At 65.9% G+C, this 16,172-nt stretch carries 11 protein-coding genes and 1 tRNA gene; all 12 read right to left on the bottom strand.

Translation table 11 applies throughout. From position 1 onward, the window contains the following. Window positions 1-131 precede the first annotated feature (131 nt). The 12 genes from fusA to ACW5F0_RS14400 all read right to left on the bottom strand — a co-directional run bounded on the left by fusA (window position 132) and on the right by ACW5F0_RS14400 (window position 15,944). Entirely contained in the window at window positions 132-2,222 is a 2,091-nt protein-coding gene (gene fusA, locus ACW5F0_RS14455; protein WP_456966243.1) for an elongation factor G, read from the bottom strand. A 131-nt stretch (window positions 2,223-2,353) separates the two neighbouring features. After that, a complete protein-coding gene (gene rpsG, locus ACW5F0_RS14450; RefSeq protein ID WP_456966244.1) occupies window positions 2,354-2,821 on the bottom strand; it encodes a 30S ribosomal protein S7 in 468 nt (155 codons plus the stop codon). Between the two features lie 59 nt (window positions 2,822-2,880). Next, the gene (gene rpsL / locus ACW5F0_RS14445) at window positions 2,881-3,255 is read right to left on the bottom strand and encodes a 30S ribosomal protein S12 (RefSeq protein WP_132985276.1); all 375 of its coding nucleotides are present in this window, start codon (window positions 3,253-3,255) and stop codon (window positions 2,881-2,883) included. 276 nt (window positions 3,256-3,531) lie between these two features. Next, window positions 3,532-7,779: a DNA-directed RNA polymerase subunit beta' gene (gene rpoC, locus ACW5F0_RS14440; protein WP_456966245.1), complete on the bottom strand. Its 4,248-nt coding sequence runs from the start codon at window positions 7,777-7,779 to the stop codon at window positions 3,532-3,534. 88 nt (window positions 7,780-7,867) lie between these two features. Beyond that, window positions 7,868-12,025: a DNA-directed RNA polymerase subunit beta gene (gene rpoB, locus ACW5F0_RS14435; protein WP_456966246.1), complete on the bottom strand. Its 4,158-nt coding sequence runs from the start codon at window positions 12,023-12,025 to the stop codon at window positions 7,868-7,870. 228 nt (window positions 12,026-12,253) lie between these two features. After that, window positions 12,254-12,625 carry a 50S ribosomal protein L7/L12 gene (rplL, locus tag ACW5F0_RS14430; protein WP_456966247.1) on the bottom strand — a complete coding sequence of 124 codons (372 nt, stop codon included), beginning with the start codon at window positions 12,623-12,625 and terminating at the stop codon, window positions 12,254-12,256. A gap of 65 nt (window positions 12,626-12,690) precedes the next feature. After that, on the bottom strand, window positions 12,691-13,215 hold the full coding sequence (gene rplJ / locus ACW5F0_RS14425) for a 50S ribosomal protein L10 (protein WP_456966248.1): 525 nt from the start codon (window positions 13,213-13,215) through the stop codon (window positions 12,691-12,693). Between the two features lie 345 nt (window positions 13,216-13,560). Beyond that, window positions 13,561-14,259, bottom strand: a complete 699-nt coding sequence (rplA, locus tag ACW5F0_RS14420; RefSeq protein ID WP_456966249.1) for a 50S ribosomal protein L1 — start codon at window positions 14,257-14,259, stop codon at window positions 13,561-13,563. Between the two features lie 4 nt (window positions 14,260-14,263). Continuing rightward, window positions 14,264-14,692 (bottom strand): 50S ribosomal protein L11, encoded by a 429-nt coding sequence (rplK, locus tag ACW5F0_RS14415; protein ID WP_457000005.1) that lies wholly within the window; start codon window positions 14,690-14,692, stop codon window positions 14,264-14,266. Between the two features lie 178 nt (window positions 14,693-14,870). After that, window positions 14,871-15,443, bottom strand: a complete 573-nt coding sequence (gene nusG, locus ACW5F0_RS14410) for a transcription termination/antitermination protein NusG (protein WP_456966251.1) — start codon at window positions 15,441-15,443, stop codon at window positions 14,871-14,873. Between the two features lie 17 nt (window positions 15,444-15,460). Next, window positions 15,461-15,844 carry a preprotein translocase subunit SecE gene (secE, locus tag ACW5F0_RS14405; RefSeq protein ID WP_456966250.1) on the bottom strand — a complete coding sequence of 128 codons (384 nt, stop codon included), beginning with the start codon at window positions 15,842-15,844 and terminating at the stop codon, window positions 15,461-15,463. Between the two features lie 24 nt (window positions 15,845-15,868). Further along, window positions 15,869-15,944 (bottom strand) — tRNA-Trp (locus tag ACW5F0_RS14400). Window positions 15,945-16,172: the final 228 nt, after the last annotated feature.

Genomic DNA, 16,172 nt, shown 5'->3' with positions numbered 1-16,172 from the left:
TCGTCTTGCCGTGGTCCACGTGACCGATCGTGCCCACGTTCACGTGGGGCTTGGTGCGCTCGAACTTACCCTTGGCCATGATTGCTGTCTCTTCGAAAGTTGGTTGACTTGGTCGCCGTCTCTGGCGCCGCTTACTTCTTCTTGACCACTTCGTCGGCGATGTTCGACGGCGCTTCCGCGTAGTGGTCGAACTCCATCGTGAAGGTGGCGCGACCCTGCGACATCGAGCGCAGGCTGGTGGCGTAGCCGAACATCTCGCCCAGCGGGATCATCGCGTTGATGATCTTGCCCGACGGACTGTCGTCCTGGCCCTGGAGGATGCCGCGACGACGGCTCACGTCGCCCATCACGTCGCCCAGGTAATCCTCGGGGCTGACGATCTCGACCTTCATGATCGGCTCGAGCAGCACCGGGCTGGCCTTGCCAAAGCCTTCCTTGAAGCCCATCGAGCCGGCGATCTTGAACGCCATTTCCGACGAGTCGACCTCGTGGTACGAACCGTCGTACAGCTTCACCTTGACGTCCACGATCGGGTAGCCGGCGAGGATGCCGTTGGCCACCGCTTCCTGGATGCCCTTGTCGACGGCCGGGATGTATTCCTTGGGCACCACGCCGCCCACGATCGCGTTCTCGAACTCGTAGCCGGTGCCCGGCTCCTGCGGCGAGATCTCGAGCCACACGTGGCCGAACTGGCCCTTGCCGCCCGACTGGCGAACGAACTTGCCTTCGCACTTGACCGTCTTGCGGATGGTCTCGCGGTAGGCGACCTGCGGCTTGCCGACGTTGGCCTCGACGTTGAACTCGCGCTTCATGCGGTCAACGAGGATGTCCAGGTGCAGCTCGCCCATGCCGGCGATGATGGTCTGGCCGGATTCCTCGTCGGTCCGCACGCGGAACGAAGGATCTTCCTGCGCCAGGCGACCGAGCGCGATGCCCATCTTTTCCTGGTCCGACTTGGTCTTCGGCTCAACGGCCATCGAGATGACCGGCTCCGGGAAGATCATGCGCTCGAGCGTGATGATCGCGTCCTGCGCGCACAGCGTGTCGCCAGTGGTCACGTCCTTCAGGCCCACGGCCGCGGCGATGTCGCCGGCGCGGACTTCCTTGATCTCGGCGCGATCGTTGGAATGCATCTGCAGCAGGCGGCCGATGCGCTCCTTGCGCGACTTGATCGGGTTGTAGACCTGGTCGCCGGCATTGAGCACGCCCGAGTAGACGCGGAAGAAGGTCAGCGAGCCCACGAACGGATCGGTGATGATCTTGAACGCCAGCGCGGAGAACGGCGCCTTGTCGTCAGCCGCACGGGTCTCGGTCTCTTCGCGCTCGTTGATGCCCTGCACGGCGGGACGGTCGAGCGGCGACGGCAGCAGCTGGATCACGCCGTCGAGCATGGCCTGCACGCCCTTGTTCTTGAACGCGGTGCCGCAGAACACCGGCACGATCTCCACCTTGACGGTGCGCTCGCGCAGGCCGGCGATGATCTCTTCCTCGCTGAGCTCTCCGCCCTCGAGGTACTTGTCCATCAGCTCTTCAGTGGCCTCGGCCGCGGCCTCGATCATGAAGGCGCGTGCCTCGGCGGCCTTGTCGGCCAGCTCGGCGGGGATCTCGCGGTACTCGAACACCATGCCCTGCGAGGCGGTATCCCAGCGGATCGCCTTCATCTTCAGCAGGTCGATGACGCCCTCGAAGCCGTCTTCGGCACCGATCGGCACCTGCATCGGCACCGGGTTCGCACCCAGGCGCGACTTCAGCTGGCCCACGACCTTGTCGAAGTTGGCACCGGTGCGGTCCATCTTGTTGACGAAGGCAAGGCGCGGCACCTTGTACTTGTTGGCCTGGCGCCACACGGTCTCGGACTGCGGCTGCACGCCACCCACGGCGCACAGCACGAACACCGCGCCGTCGAGCACGCGCAGGGAGCGCTCCACCTCGATGGTGAAGTCGACGTGCCCGGGGGTGTCGATGATGTTGAAGCGGTGCTGCGGCAGCGACTTGTCCATGCCCGACCAGAACGCGGTGGTGGCCGCCGACTGGATCGTGATGCCACGTTCCTGCTCCTGCTCCATCCAGTCCATGGTCGCGGCGCCGTCGTGCACTTCGCCCAGCTTGTGGCTGACGCCCGTGTAAAACAGGATGCGCTCGGACGTGGTGGTCTTGCCGGCATCGATGTGGGCCATGATGCCGAAGTTGCGATAGCGGTCGATGGGAGTGGTGCGGGCCACGGCGATCTCTCTATAGATGTTGTCCACAGACGCGGACGTGCGGAATTGGTTCCGGATGGCCGAATGCCGCCCTGCGGCGGCACCCGGCTACGCGACGATCGGGCCGGCGCGCTGCGCGCGGCCGGGCGCCGTTACCAGCGGTAGTGCGCGAAGGCCTTGTTGGCCTCGGCCATGCGGTGCGTTTCTTCGCGCTTCTTGATCGCGCCACCGCGGCTCTCGGATGCATCGATCAGCTCGCCGGCGAGCTTGCGCGGCATGCTGTTCTCGCCGCGCTTGCGGGCGGCGTCGATCAGCCAGCGCATCGCCAGCGCCATGCGGCGCGACTGGCGCACTTCGACCGGCACCTGGTAGGTGGCGCCACCGACGCGACGCGACTTCACCTCGACCGACGGCGAGATGTTGCCCAGCGCCTTCTCGACGACTTCCAGCGGGTTCGGGTTCTTTTCGCCGATGACGTCCATGGCACCGTAGACGATCTTCTCGGCGACGGACTTCTTGCCGCTGTACATGACCATGTTGATGAAGCGGGCGATCGTCTCGCTGCCATGCTTCGGGTCGGGCAGCACCGAGCGCTGCGGGGTGTTTCCTTTACGCGACATTGTTCTTGTGCCTTTTCAGTATCTGGTTCGAAGGGCGGGACAATCCAGGAAGGAGCGGATCAGCCCTTCGGACGCTTGGCGCCGTACTTGGAGCGGGCCTGCCTGCGCTTGGCGACGCCGGCGGCGTCGAGCGAGCCACGGACGGTGTGGTAACGCACACCCGGGAGGTCCTTGACGCGACCGCCGCGGATCAGCACCACCGAGTGCTCCTGCAGGTTGTGGCCTTCGCCACCGATGTAGGAGATGACCTCGTAGCCATTGGTCAGGCGCACCTTGGCGACCTTGCGAAGGGCCGAGTTCGGCTTCTTCGGGGTCGTGGTGTACACGCGGGTGCAGACGCCGCGACGCTGCGGGCAGTTCTGCAGCGCGGGCGAATTGCTCTGGTAGGTTTCCGGGCTGCGCGGCTTGCGCACAAGCTGGTTGATCGTTGCCATCGGTGTCGGGTCTTCTGCTTCGGGGCGCGGGGCCGCGGTGTGTATGAAAACGAAGGCAGGCGGAATGAACCCGGCCTGCCGAGACGGAAAAGTATAGCCTGCGCCGACGGCCAGCGTCAACGCATGCGATGACCGGACAGGCGACGCCCCGGCATCCGGGACGCGACCTGGGTCGCAGTCTTCTTTCCCGCCCTTCCTGGGCCGAATACGAGGCGCCTCCATGGCACCTCATTTCGGAATCTGGGACGGCCCCGTGGGGCCGTCACTAACTTTGGATCAGTCTTCGGTGCCCTGGGCCAGGGGAGCATCGCCCCCCTCGACCGCGGCCGTCTCTTCGACGGCGGACTCTGCCACGCTGACCGCGGACAGTGCCTCCATCTCGGACTCGGTCAGCCCCGAGGCGTTCTTCCGGCGTTGCGCATGATACGCCATGCCGGTACCGGCAGGAATCAGGCGGCCGACGATCACGTTTTCCTTCAGGCCGCGCAGGCCGTCGCGGGTGCCGCGCACGGCAGCCTCGGTCAGCACGCGGGTGGTCTCCTGGAAGGAAGCCGCGGAGATGAACGACTCGGTCGCCAGCGACGCCTTGGTGATGCCCAGCAGGACCGGATCGAAATGCACCGGCAGCTCGCCCTTGGCGTTGTGCTTCTCGTTGGCCTCGATGACGCGCTGGCGCTCGGCCTGCTCACCGTTGAGGAAACGGGTGCTGTCGCCGGCGTCGGTGACCTCGACCTTGCGCAGCATCTGGCGGACGATCACTTCGATGTGCTTGTCGTTGATCTTCACGCCCTGCAGGCGGTAGACGTCCTGGATTTCCTTGGTCAGGTACGACGCCAGCTCCTCGACGCCCTTCAGGCGCAGGATGTCCTGCGGGCTCGGCTCGCCGTCCACCACGGTCTCGCCCTTCTCGACGTGCTCGCCTTCGAACACGATGATCTGGCGGTACTTCGGGATCAGCTCTTCGTGGTCGTCGCCGTCCACGCCCTTGATGATCAGGCGCTGCTTGCCCTTGGTGTCCTTGCCGAAGCTGACCACGCCCGACTTCTCGGCGAGGATCGCCGGGTCCTTGGGCTTGCGGGCTTCGAACAGGTCGGCCACGCGCGGCAGGCCGCCGGTGATGTCGCGGGTCTTCGAGGCTTCCTGCGGGATCTTGGCCACCACGTCGCCCACGCCCACCGCATCACCGTCCTGCATGTTGACGATGGAGCGCGGCGGCAGCATGTACTGCGCCGGCAGGTCGGTGCCCGGGATGTTGAGGCCCTCGCCGGTCTTGGCATCGACGATGCGGATCAGCGGACGCAGGTCCTTGGCCTGCGAACCACGGCGCTTGGGATCGGTGATCTCGCGCGAGGCCAGGCCGGTCAGGTCGTCGGTCTTCTCGATCACGGTCACGCCGTCGATGAAGTCCGCGAAGCGCATGACGCCCTTCACTTCCGACACGATCGGGTGGTTATGCGGGTCCCACGTCGCGATGGTCTGGCCGGCCTTGACCGCCATGCCGTCCTTCGCGTTGATGGTCGCGCCGTAGGGCAGCTTGTAGCGCTCGCGCTCACGGCCGTGCTGGTCGAGCACCGAAATCTCGCCCGACCGCGACACGCCGACCAGGTGGCCGTTGCCATGCGACACGGACTTGACGTTGTTGAACTTCACCGAGCCGGTGGTCTTGACCGTCACGTTGTCGATCGCCGCCGCACGCGACGCCGCACCACCGATGTGGAACGTACGCATGGTCAGCTGGGTGCCGGGCTCGCCGATCGACTGTGCGGCCACCACGCCCACGGCTTCGCCGAGGTTGACCAGGTGGCCACGGCCGAGGTCGCGGCCATAGCAGTTCGCACAGACGCCGAAGGACGATTCGCAGGTGATCGTCGAGCGGACCTGGATGGCCTGCACGCCGATCTCCTCGAGCTTCTGCACCCAGGCTTCGTCGAGCAGGGTGTTGCGGGTCACGACCGGATCCTCGTCGTCGCCGGGCATGAACACGTCCTCGGCCACCATGCGGCCGAGCACGCGGTCCTTCAGCGGCTCGACCACGTCGCCGCCTTCCACGATCGGGGTCATGGTCAGGCCTTCGCGGGTACCGCAATCGGTCTCGGTGATCACCACGTCCTGCGCCACGTCGACCAGGCGACGGGTCAGGTAACCGGAGTTCGCGGTCTTCAGCGCGGTATCCGCGAGGCCCTTTCGGGCACCGTGGGTCGAGATGAAGTACTGCTGGACGTTCAGGCCCTCGCGGAAGTTCGAGGTGATCGGGGTCTCGATGATCGAGCCGTCGGGCTTGGCCATCAGGCCGCGCATGCCGGCCAGCTGGCGGATCTGCGCCTGCGAACCACGCGCGCCGGAGTCGGCCATGATGTAGACCGAGTTCATCGACTTCTGCTCGACCTGCTCACCCTTGGCGTTGGTGACGATCTCGGTGCCGATGGTCTTCATCATCGCCTGGGCGACGCGCTCGTTGGTGCGCGACCAGATGTCCACGACCTTGTTGTAGCGCTCGCCGGCGGTGACCAGGCCGGACTGGTACTGCTGCTGGATCTCCAGCACCTCGGCCTCGGCCTCGGCGAGGATCCCCTTCTTCTCGTCCGGGATGATCATGTCGTCGATGCCGATCGACACGCCGGCGCGCGTGGCGTACGCGAAGCCGGTGTACATCAGCTTGTCGGCGAACACGACCGTGTCCTTCAGGCCGAGCATGCGGTAGCAGGAGTTGATCAGGCGGCTGATGTTCTTCTTCGTCAGCTCGACGTTGGCCAGCGCGAACGGCAGGCCCGCCGGGAGGATCTCGGCCAGCAGGGCGCGCCCGACCGTGGTGTCCACGATCGAGGTCTTCTGCTCGCGGTTGCCTTCCTCGTCGATCACCGTCTCGGTGATGCGCACCTTCACCTTGGCGTGCAGGCCGGCGACCTTGGCGTCGTAGGCGCGCTTGACCTCGGAGACGTTGGCGAACGCCATGCCCTCGCCCACCGTGTTCTCGAGCGCACGGGTCATGTAGTACAGCCCGAGCACCACGTCCTGCGACGGCACGATGATCGGCTCGCCGTTGGCGGGCGACAGGATGTTGTTGGACGACATCATCAGCGCGCGCGCTTCCAGCTGGGCTTCCAGCGAGAGCGGCACGTGGACGGCCATCTGGTCACCGTCGAAGTCGGCGTTGAACGCGGTGCAGACCAGCGGGTGCAGCTGGATGGCCTTGCCCTCGATCAGTACCGGCTCGAACGCCTGGATGCCCAGGCGGTGCAGGGTCGGCGCGCGGTTCAGCAGCACCGGGTGCTCGCGGATCACCTCTTCGAGGATGTCCCACACCTCGGCCTCTTCGCGCTCGACGAGCTTCTTGGCGGCCTTGATCGTCGTGGCCAGGCCACGGCGCTGCAGCTTGGCGAAGATGAAGGGCTTGAACAGCTCCAGCGCCATCTTCTTCGGCAGGCCGCACTCGTGCAGGCGCAGCGTCGGGCCGACCACGATGACCGAACGGCCCGAGTAGTCGACGCGCTTGCCGAGCAGGTTCTGGCGGAAGCGGCCCTGCTTGCCCTTGATCATGTCGGCCAGCGACTTGAGCGGGCGCTTGTTGGTGCCGGTGATGGCGCGGCCACGACGGCCGTTGTCCATCAGGGCGTCGACCGACTCCTGCAGCATGCGCTTCTCGTTGCGCACGATGATGTCGGGCGCATTGAGTTCGAGCAGGCGACGCAGGCGGTTGTTGCGGTTGATGACGCGGCGGTACAGGTCGTTCAGGTCGGAGGTCGCAAAGCGGCCACCGTCCAGCGGGACCAGCGGGCGCAGGTCCGGCGGCAGCACCGGCAGCACGGTCATGACCATCCACTCGGGGCGGTTGCCCGATTCGAGGAAGGCCTCGACCAGCTTGATGCGCTTGGTGAGGCGCTTGAGCTTGGTCTCGGAACCGGTGGCGGCGATGTCTTCCTTCAGCCGCACCATCTCGGCCTGGAGGTCGATCGTGCGCAGCAGGTCGAACACGGCCTCGGCGCCCATCGCGGCGTCGAAGTCGTCGCCGTGCTCCTGGCGCATCGTCATGAACTGCTCTTCGTTGAGCAGCTGGCCGCGCTCCATCGGAGTCAGGCCCGGCTCGGTGACGACGAACGCCTCGAAGTACAGGATGCGCTCGATGTCACGCAGGGTCATGTCCAGCATCAGGCCGATGCGCGACGGCAGCGACTTGAGGAACCAGATGTGCGCGGTGGGGCTGGCGAGGTCGATGTGGCCCATGCGCTCGCGGCGCACCTTGGCCAGCGTCACTTCCGTGCCGCACTTCTCGCACACCACGCCGCGGTGCTTCATGCGCTTGTACTTGCCGCACAGGCACTCGTAGTCCTTGACCGGCCCGAAGATGGCGGCGCAGAACAGGCCGTCGCGCTCGGGCTTGAAGGTGCGGTAGTTGATCGTCTCGGGCTTCTTCACTTCGCCGAACGACCACGAACGGATCAGGTCGGGCGAAGCCAGCGCGATCTTGATCGCGTCGAAGTCGAGCGTCGGGCGCTGCTGGTTGAACAGGTTCAGAAGGTCTTTCATGTGTTTCTCCGGGATCGGGAATCGAGGACGGGCTGCGGTGTTCGCGGGTGGCGGGGCGCGTCACGCGCGCCCTGCCCCCGGTTCGTCCTCAGTTCTCTTCCAGCTCCATGTTGATCGCGAGCGAGCGGATTTCCTTGACCAGCACGTTGAAGGACTCGGGCATGCCCGCGACCATCTCGTGTTCGCCGTCGACGATGTTCTTGTACATCTGGTTGCGGCCCTGCACGTCGTCGGATTTGACGGTCAGCATTTCCTGCAGCGTGTACGCCGCGCCGTAGGCCTCGAGGGCCCAGACCTCCATCTCGCCGAAGCGCTGGCCGCCGAACTGCGCCTTGCCGCCCAGCGGCTGCTGGGTGACGAGCGAGTACGGGCCGGTCGAACGCGCGTGCATCTTGTCGTCGACCAGGTGGTTGAGCTTCAGCATGTGCATGTAGCCCACGGTCACCTTGCGCTCGAAGGCCTCGCCGGTGCGGCCGTCGTACAGCTGCGCCTGGCCGCTGGTCGGCAGGTCGGCGAGCTCGAGCATGTGCTTGATCTCGGACTCCGCCGCGCCGTCGAACACCGGGGTGGCCATCGGCACGCCGCCGGTCAGGTTCTTCGCCAGCGTCAGCAGCTCCTCGTCGGAGAACTGCTTGAGGTCCACGCGCTGCCCATGCAGCTTGTTGTCGTGGTTGTAGATCTGGTCGAGGAACTTGCGCAGTTCGGCCACCTTGGCCTGCGCCTGCAGCATGCGGTCGATCTTCTGGCCCAGGCCCTTCGCTGCCCAGCCCAGGTGGACCTCGAGGATCTGGCCGATGTTCATTCGGCTCGGCACGCCCAGCGGGTTGAGCACGATGTCCACGGTCTCGCCGTTGGCCATGTGCGGCATGTCCTGCACCGGCACGATGGTGGACACGACGCCCTTGTTGCCGTGGCGGCCGGCCATCTTGTCGCCCGGCTGGATGCGGCGCTTCACCGCCAGGTACACCTTCACCATCTTCAGCACGCCCGGGGCGAGGTCGTCGCCCTGGGTGATCTTGCCGCGCTTGTCCTGGAAACGGCGCTCGAACTCTTCCTCGTGCACCTGGATCTGCTTGGCGGCACGCTCGATCGCGTCGGCGGCGTCGTCGTCCTTCATGCGCAGCTGCAGCCAGTCGGACTTCTTCAGGCCGTCGAGCACCAGCGACGACACGGTGTCGCCCTTCTTCACGCCCGGGCCGCCGTTGGCGGTCTTGCCCAGCAGCTGCTCGCGCAGGCGGGCGTAGATCGCGCCCTCGAGGATGCGGAACTGGTCGTCGAAGTCCTTCTTGACGGCCTTGATCTCGCTTTCTTCGATCTGCTTGGCGCGCTTGTCCTTCTCGATGCCGTCGCGGGTGAAGACCTGCACGTCGATGACGGTGCCGTCCATGCCCGGCGGCACGCGCAGCGAGCTGTCCTTAACGTCGGACGCCTTCTCGCCGAAGATCGCGCGCAGCAGCTTCTCTTCCGGGGTCAGCTGGCTTTCGCCCTTCGGCGTGACCTTGCCGACCAGGATGTCGCCTGCGCGCACCTCGGCACCGATGTACACCACGCCCGACTCGTCGAGGCGGTTCAGCGCCTGCTCGGAGACGTTCGGGATGTCGGCCGAGATCTCCTCCGGGCCCAGCTTCGTGTCGCGGGCGACGGCGGTGAGCTCCTCGATGTGGATCGTGGTGTAGCGGTCTTCCTTGACCACGCGCTCGGACAGGAGGATCGAGTCCTCGAAGTTGTAGCCGTTCCACGGCATGAACGCGACCAGCATGTTCTGGCCCAGGGCCAGCTCGCCGATGTCGGTCGAGGGACCGTCGGCCAGGACGTCGCCGCGCGCGACCACGTCGCCCACGTTGACCAGCGGGGTCTGGTTGATGCAGGTGTTCTGGTTGGAACGCGTGTACTTGATCAGGTTGTAGATGTCGACGCCGGCATCGGTTTCACCGGAGATCTCGTCCTCGTTCACCTTGACCACGATGCGCGCGGCATCGATCTGCTCGATCACGCCGCCACGGCGCGCGTTCACGGTCACGCCCGAGTCGCGCGCCACGGCGCGCTCGATGCCGGTGCCGACCAGCGGCTTCTCGCTGCGCAGCGTCGGCACGGCCTGGCGCTGCATGTTGGCGCCCATCAGCGCGCGGTTGGCATCGTCGTGCTCGAGGAACGGGACCAGCGCCGCCGCGACCGACACGGTCTGCATCGGCGACACGTCCATGTAGTGGATCTCGCTCGGCGGCTTGAGCAGGTTCTCGCCCTGGAAGCGGCAGGCGATGAACGGCGCGTCCAGCTTGCCCTTCTCGTCCTGCGGTGCGTTCACCTGCGCGATGACGTACTCGTTCTCCTCGATCGCCGAGAGGAACTCGACGTCGTCGGTGACCTTGCCGTCCACGACCTTGCGGTACGGCGTCTCGAGGAAGCCGTAGTTGTTGGTGCGCGCGAACACGGCCAGCGAGTTGATCAGGCCGATGTTCGGGCCTTCAGGGGTCTCGATGGTGCAGACGCGGCCGTAATGGGTCGGGTGCACGTCGCGCACCTCGAAGCCGGCGCGCTCGCGGGTCAGGCCGCCCGGTCCAAGGGCCGACACGCGGCGCTTGTGGGTGACCTCGGACAGCGGGTTGTTCTGGTCCATGAACTGCGACAGCTGCGACGAACCGAAGAACTCCTTCACCGCCGCCGCGACCGGCTTGGCGTTGATCAGCTCCTGCGGGGTCAGGCCATCGGCCTCGGCCATGGTCAGGCGCTCGCGCACGGCGCGCTCGACGCGCACCAGGCCGACGCGGAACACGTTCTCGGCCATCTCGCCGACCGAGCGCACGCGGCGGTTGCCGAGGTGGTCGATGTCGTCGACCACGCCGCGGCCGTTGCGGATCTCGGTCAGCACCTTCAGCACGTCGAGGATGTCGGAGCTGTCGCCGCAGGCCTCGCGCAGGCGGGCGGAGTCGTCGTCCTTGCGCTCGGCGAAGTACTTGGCGTCGTACAGCACGGGCGCGCCGGTGGTTTCCTTGCGGCCGATGCGACGGTTGAACTTCATCCGGCCCACGGCCGAGAGGTCGTAGCGCTCGAAGGTGAAGAACAGGTTGTGGAACAGGTTCTGCGCGGCGTCCTTGGTCGGCGGCTCGCCGGGACGCATCATGCGGTAGATCTCGACCAGGGCCTCGAGCTGGGTCTTGGTCGCGTCGATGCGCAGGGTGTTGGACAGGTACGCGCCGCGATCGAGGTCGTTGGTCCAGATCGTGCCGACGGCGTCGATGCCCGCCTTGCGCAGGGCCTCGAGCATCTCCTCGGTGATCTCGTCGTTGGCCGAGGCCACCAGCTCGCCGGTGGCGGCGTCGATGACGTCGTGCGAAAGCACGCGGCCGACCAGGTAGCTGTCGGGCACGGCCAGCGCTTCGATGCCGGAATCGGTCAGCTGCTTGACGTGGCGCGCGGTGATGCGGCGGCCGGCTTCGACGATCACGCGATCGCCATCGGCCAGGTCGAAGTCCAGGGTTTCGCCGCGCAGGCGCTCGGGCACCAGCGCGAGCTGCACGCCTTCCTCGGGATCGATGTGGAAGTGGTTGATCTCGAAGAACTCGTGCAGCATTTCTTCGTTGTTGTAACCGAGCGCGCGCAGCAGCACCGAGACCGGCAGCTTGCGGCGGCGGTCGATGCGGGTGAACAGCGCGTCCTTCGGGTCGAACTCGAAGTCCAGCCAGGAACCGCGGTACGGGATGATGCGGGCGCTGTACAGCAGCTTGCCCGAGCTGTGGGTCTTGCCACGATCGTGGTCGAAGAACACGCCCGGCGAACGGTGCAGCTGCGAGACGATGACGCGCTCGGTGCCGTTGACGATGAAGGTGCCGTTGTCGGTCATGAGCGGAATCTCGCCCATGTAGACCTCCTGCTCCTTCACGTACTTGATGGCCTTCGACGACGACTCGCGGTCGTAGATCACCAGGCGCACGGTCACGCGCAGCGGGGCGCCGTAGCTGAGGCCGCGGTTGCGGCACTCACGCTCGTCGAACACCGGGTCGCCGAGCTTGTAGCCGACGTACTCCAGCGCTGCGTAGCCGTTGTAGCTGGTGATGGGGAACACGGACTTGAGGGCGGCGTGCAGGCCACGGTCTTCGCGGCGCGCGGGATCCTTGCCGGCCTGCAGGAACTCGCGATAGGAGTCGACCTGGATGGCGAGCAGGAACGGCACCTCGAGGATCGAACGGCGCTTGCCGAAGTCCTTGCGGATGCGCTTCTTCTCGGTGAACGAATATGACGTCGTCATGGGGAGCTACCGCCTTTGGCATCTGCGGGCCGCGCGCGGCGCGACCCAGGGGGAACAATGAACCGCCAGTTGGAAGTTGCTGGTATTGCCGGCACCAGCACGCCTTCTCCCGCTACTTCCAACTGCCGACTCGGTGTCGGTTCTAACCAGCCGTTACAACGGCCGAAGGCCGGGGGCTTACGCCCCCAGCCTCGTGGTCGCCTCGTGACGCAGGCGACGCGACAACGCTTACTTGACTTCGACCGTGGCGCCGGCCGCTTCCAGATCCTTCTTGATCTTCTCGGCTTCGTCCTTCGACGCGCCTTCCTTGACCACGCCACCGGCTTCGGTCAGGTCCTTGGCTTCCTTCAGGCCCAGGCCGGTGATCGCGCGGACCACCTTGATGACCTCGACCTTCTTGTCGCCAGGCGACTTCAGGGTCACGTTGAACTCGGTCTGCTCTTCGACGACCGCGGCGGCGGCAGCCGGACCGGCGGCCATGGCGACCGGGGCGGCGGCGGACACGCCGAACTTCTCTTCCATCGCCTTGACCAGCTCCATCACCTCGATGAGGGTCTTGCTGCTGATCGCTTCGATGATCTGCTCGTTGGAAAGGGACATCTCGATACCTCTGGTTATCTAATGTTGGAAAACGTCTGTGGTCGGTTGTCGACCGAACTGTTGCCTCAAGCCGCCTGCTGCTGGCCGACCGCGTTGGTGACGCGGGCGACCTGCGAGGCCGGCTCGGCCAGCACGCGCACCAGCATGGTGGCGGGCTGGACCATGACGCTGAGCAGCATCGACAGCGCTTCGTCACGCGTCGGGAGCGAAGCCAGGACATCCACATGGGAGCCCGGGTACTTCTGCCCGCCGATCGCCACGAGGCGCGGCTTCAGCTTGTCGTTCGCCTTGGCGAACTCCTTGATCAGGCGTCCGGCGGCGCCGGGGTCTTCCTTCGAGAAGGCATACAGCAGGGGACCGGTCAGCTCATCCTTGACGATGGCGTAATCGGTATCCTCGACTGCACGCGAGACCAGCGTGTTCTTCGCGACCTTCAGGTACACGCCTTCGGCGCGCGCCTTCTTTCGCATGCTGGTCAACTGCTCGACGGTCAGGCCCACGTACTCCGCGGCAACCAGCGAGTGCGCCTTGGCGGCGACCTCGGCCAGTTCGGCAACGACTTCCTTCTTCTGGTTCAGATTGAGAGCCATTGCACTTCCTCCGTACTTCGCAATCCGGCCTGGCGCATCCGCGCCTGGCCGGTCCTTTGTCGACACCAGTCCCTTGGTGCCGGGGACGCCGCAAGCGGCATCCCGTTGGTGGCCGTTTTCCGTCTGGATCGATGAAGCCCTGATCTTTGGGAGGGTCGGCAACCATCTGCGCAGGCCCGTCGCCGCTCTCGCGGTTCGAGGATTAAGCGCCCTGCGGCGGCAACGACGGCGAATCCATGCCAGTTCGAGCATCCCTGCCCGTCGTCGCTGCCACGCAGGCCGCGCCTGCGGTCTTTGACGGCCCCGCCTCGGGCGTGTGCCCTTGGCGATGCCCTCAAAACCTTCTTACTTGAGCGCCAGCGTCGACTGGTCCACGGCAACGCCGGGGCCCATGGTCGAGCTGACCGAAACCTTCTGCAGGTACTGGCCCTTGGCCGTGGCCGGCTTGGCCTTGACCAGGTCCATCAGCAGCGCCTGCAGGTTTTCCTTCAGGCGGTCCGACTCGAAGTCGGCCTTGCCGATGGTGCAGTGGATGATGCCGGCCTTGTCGGTGCGGTAGCGGACCTGGCCGCCCTTGGCGTTCTTGACCGCCTCGCCCGGGTTCGCCGACACGGTGCCGACCTTCGGGTTGGGCATCAGGCCACGCGGGCCGAGCAGCGTGCCGAGCTTGCCGACCACGCGCATGGCGTCCGGGGTGGCGATCACGACGTCATAGCTGAGGTCGCCGGCCTGCATCTTCTCGGCCAGGTCGTCCATGCCGACGGCGTCGGCGCCAGCGGCCAGGGCTTCTTCGGCCTTGGCGCCCGCCGGGGCAAACACCGCCACGCGCACGGACTTGCCGGTGCCCTGCGGCAGCACGGTCGAGCCACGGACCTGCTGGTCCGACTTGCGGGCGTCCACGCCCAGGCGCACGGCCACGTCGACGGCTTCGACGAACTTGGCCTTGCTGTGTTCCTTGACGATCTTCAGTGCCTCGTCGATGGCATAGGCCTTGCCCGGGACAACCGCGGCCTTGATGCTCTTCTGTCGCTTGGTCTGTGCCATGTCTTCAGCCCTCCACCGACAGGCCCATCGAACGGGCGGAGCCCTCGATGGTGCGAACTGCTGCTTCCAGGTCGGCCGCCGTCAGGTCGGCCTCCTTCATCTTCGCGATTTCTTCGAGCTGGGCGCGGGTGACCTTGCCCACCTTCTCGGTGTTCGGGCGCTTGGAACCCGAGGTCACGCCGGCAGCCTTGCGCAACAACACCGCAGCCGGGGTCGACTTGGTGATGAAGGTGAAGGTGCGGTCCGAATACGCGGTGATGATCACCGGGGTCGGCAGGCCGGGCTCGAGCTTCTGCGTGGCGGCGTTGAACGCCTTGCAGAACTCCATGATGTTCAGGCCGCGCTGGCCCAGGGCAGGACCGACCGGCGGCGAAGGATTCGCCTGACCCGCCTTGACCTGAAGCTTGATGTAACCGACGACTTTCTTAGCCATTGTCCTCTCCGGGTGCGAACGCCTGTCAGGCTCCCCATCGGGCCGGGAATCACGCGTCCCGGTATCGCGTCGCGACGCGCAAAGGCCGCCAGGGCGGCGGCCAATGCGTTTTGCCCTATTTCAGGGCAGGAAGCCGCGCACTATAGCAGCTTCCGGATCTTGCCGCCAAGAGGCGGACTCAGGCCTTTTCGACCTGCCCGAACTCCAGCTCGACCGGGGTCGAGCGGCCGAAGATGAGCACGGCCACGCGCAGGCGGCTCTTCTCGTAGTTGACTTCCTCGACCACGCCGTTGAAGTCGTTGAAGGGGCCGTCGACGACCCGGACCATCTGGCCGGCCTCGAACAGGACCTTGGGACGGGGCTTCTCAACGCCTTCCTGGACGCGGGCGAGGATGGCATCGGCCTCCTCGTCGCGGATCGGCAGCGGCTGGGCGGCGGTACCGCCGATGAAGCCCATGACCTTGGGGGTTTCCTTGACCAGGTGCCAGCTCTCGCTGTCGATGCGCGGGATGCCGCCCTCGTCCTGGGTGGCGATCTGGACCAGGACATAGCCGGGGAAGAACTTGCGCTCGGAGCGGCGCTTCTGGCCCGAGCGCATCTCCACGATTTCCTCGGTCGGGACCATCACGTCGCCGAACCTTTCTTCCATGTCCATGCGCACGATGCGGTCACGCAGCGCCTGCGCCACCGACTTCTCGAAGCCGGAATAGGCATGGACCACGTACCAGCGCTTGACGATCTCGCTTTCCATCGACTCAGTCATCTCCATCAGTTGCCGAGCAGCAGGCGGATGACCCACTGGATCACCAGGTCGAAGCCGGCGAGCATCAGGCTGATGATCACGACGACCAGCATCACCACCCAGCTCATGCGCATGGCTTCCTGGCGGGTCGGCCAGACCACTTTGCGCAGCTCGAAGCGGGCCTCGGAGAGGAATTCGCGCATCTGGTGGCCCTTGACGCTGGTCAGGAAGACCACCAGCGCGGCGGCGGCGCCGCCAACCACGGCCAGCACGCGCAGCGGCGTCGGCCACTGGCCTTCGAACCAGTAGAACGCGACCAGCCCACCGAGCAGCAGCAGGGATGCGGCCACGTACTTGGCGACATCGGTCGCCGAAGCCTGGTTCCTAGAGTGTTCAACCCTGCTGTTCAAGACGCTATCGCCCTCGTTGCGGCATGGCACGCCAGGAGGGACTCGAACCCCCAACCTGCGGTTTTGGAGACCGCTGCTCTGCCAATTGAGCTACTGGCGTGTACAAAAAAATTGGCACCTCTTAGACGCCAACGGCGAGCCGCTCCCGACTCGCCCCGGCGTCTACCACAGGCCGTCGGCGTGAGCCGATGGCCGCTGGCGCTATCCGGCCCGAGGGCCGGATCAACGGCAGCACGTATCGCGGCGGCCAACGGCCGCCGGGATACGCTGACTTACTTGATGACCTTGGCAACCACGCCCGCGCCGACCGTACGGCCACCTTCGCGGA

This window comes from Luteimonas sp. A534 (assembly GCF_054072805.1).
This window is presented reverse-complemented; position numbering and strand designations above follow the sequence as displayed.

Bases quoted from the DNA above. Each gene is read 5' to 3' on its own strand.
- rpoC (WP_456966245.1), bottom strand. From the start codon at position 7,779: ATGAAAGACCTTCTGAACCTGTTCAACCAGCAGCGCCCGACGCTCGAC.
- rplL (WP_456966247.1), bottom strand. From the start codon at position 12,625: ATGTCCCTTTCCAACGAGCAGATCATCGAAGCGATCAGCAGCAAGACC.
- nusG (WP_456966251.1), bottom strand. From the start codon at position 15,443: ATGGAAAGCGAGATCGTCAAGCGCTGGTACGTGGTCCATGCCTATTCC.
- rpsL (WP_132985276.1), bottom strand. From the start codon at position 3,255: ATGGCAACGATCAACCAGCTTGTGCGCAAGCCGCGCAGCCCGGAAACC.
- rpoB (WP_456966246.1), bottom strand. From the start codon at position 12,025: ATGACGACGTCATATTCGTTCACCGAGAAGAAGCGCATCCGCAAGGAC.
- rplA (WP_456966249.1), bottom strand. From the start codon at position 14,259: ATGGCACAGACCAAGCGACAGAAGAGCATCAAGGCCGCGGTTGTCCCG.
- rplJ (WP_456966248.1), bottom strand. From the start codon at position 13,215: ATGGCTCTCAATCTGAACCAGAAGAAGGAAGTCGTTGCCGAACTGGCC.
- rplK (WP_457000005.1), bottom strand. From the start codon at position 14,692: ATGGCTAAGAAAGTCGTCGGTTACATCAAGCTTCAGGTCAAGGCGGGT.
- rpsG (WP_456966244.1), bottom strand. From the start codon at position 2,821: ATGTCGCGTAAAGGAAACACCCCGCAGCGCTCGGTGCTGCCCGACCCG.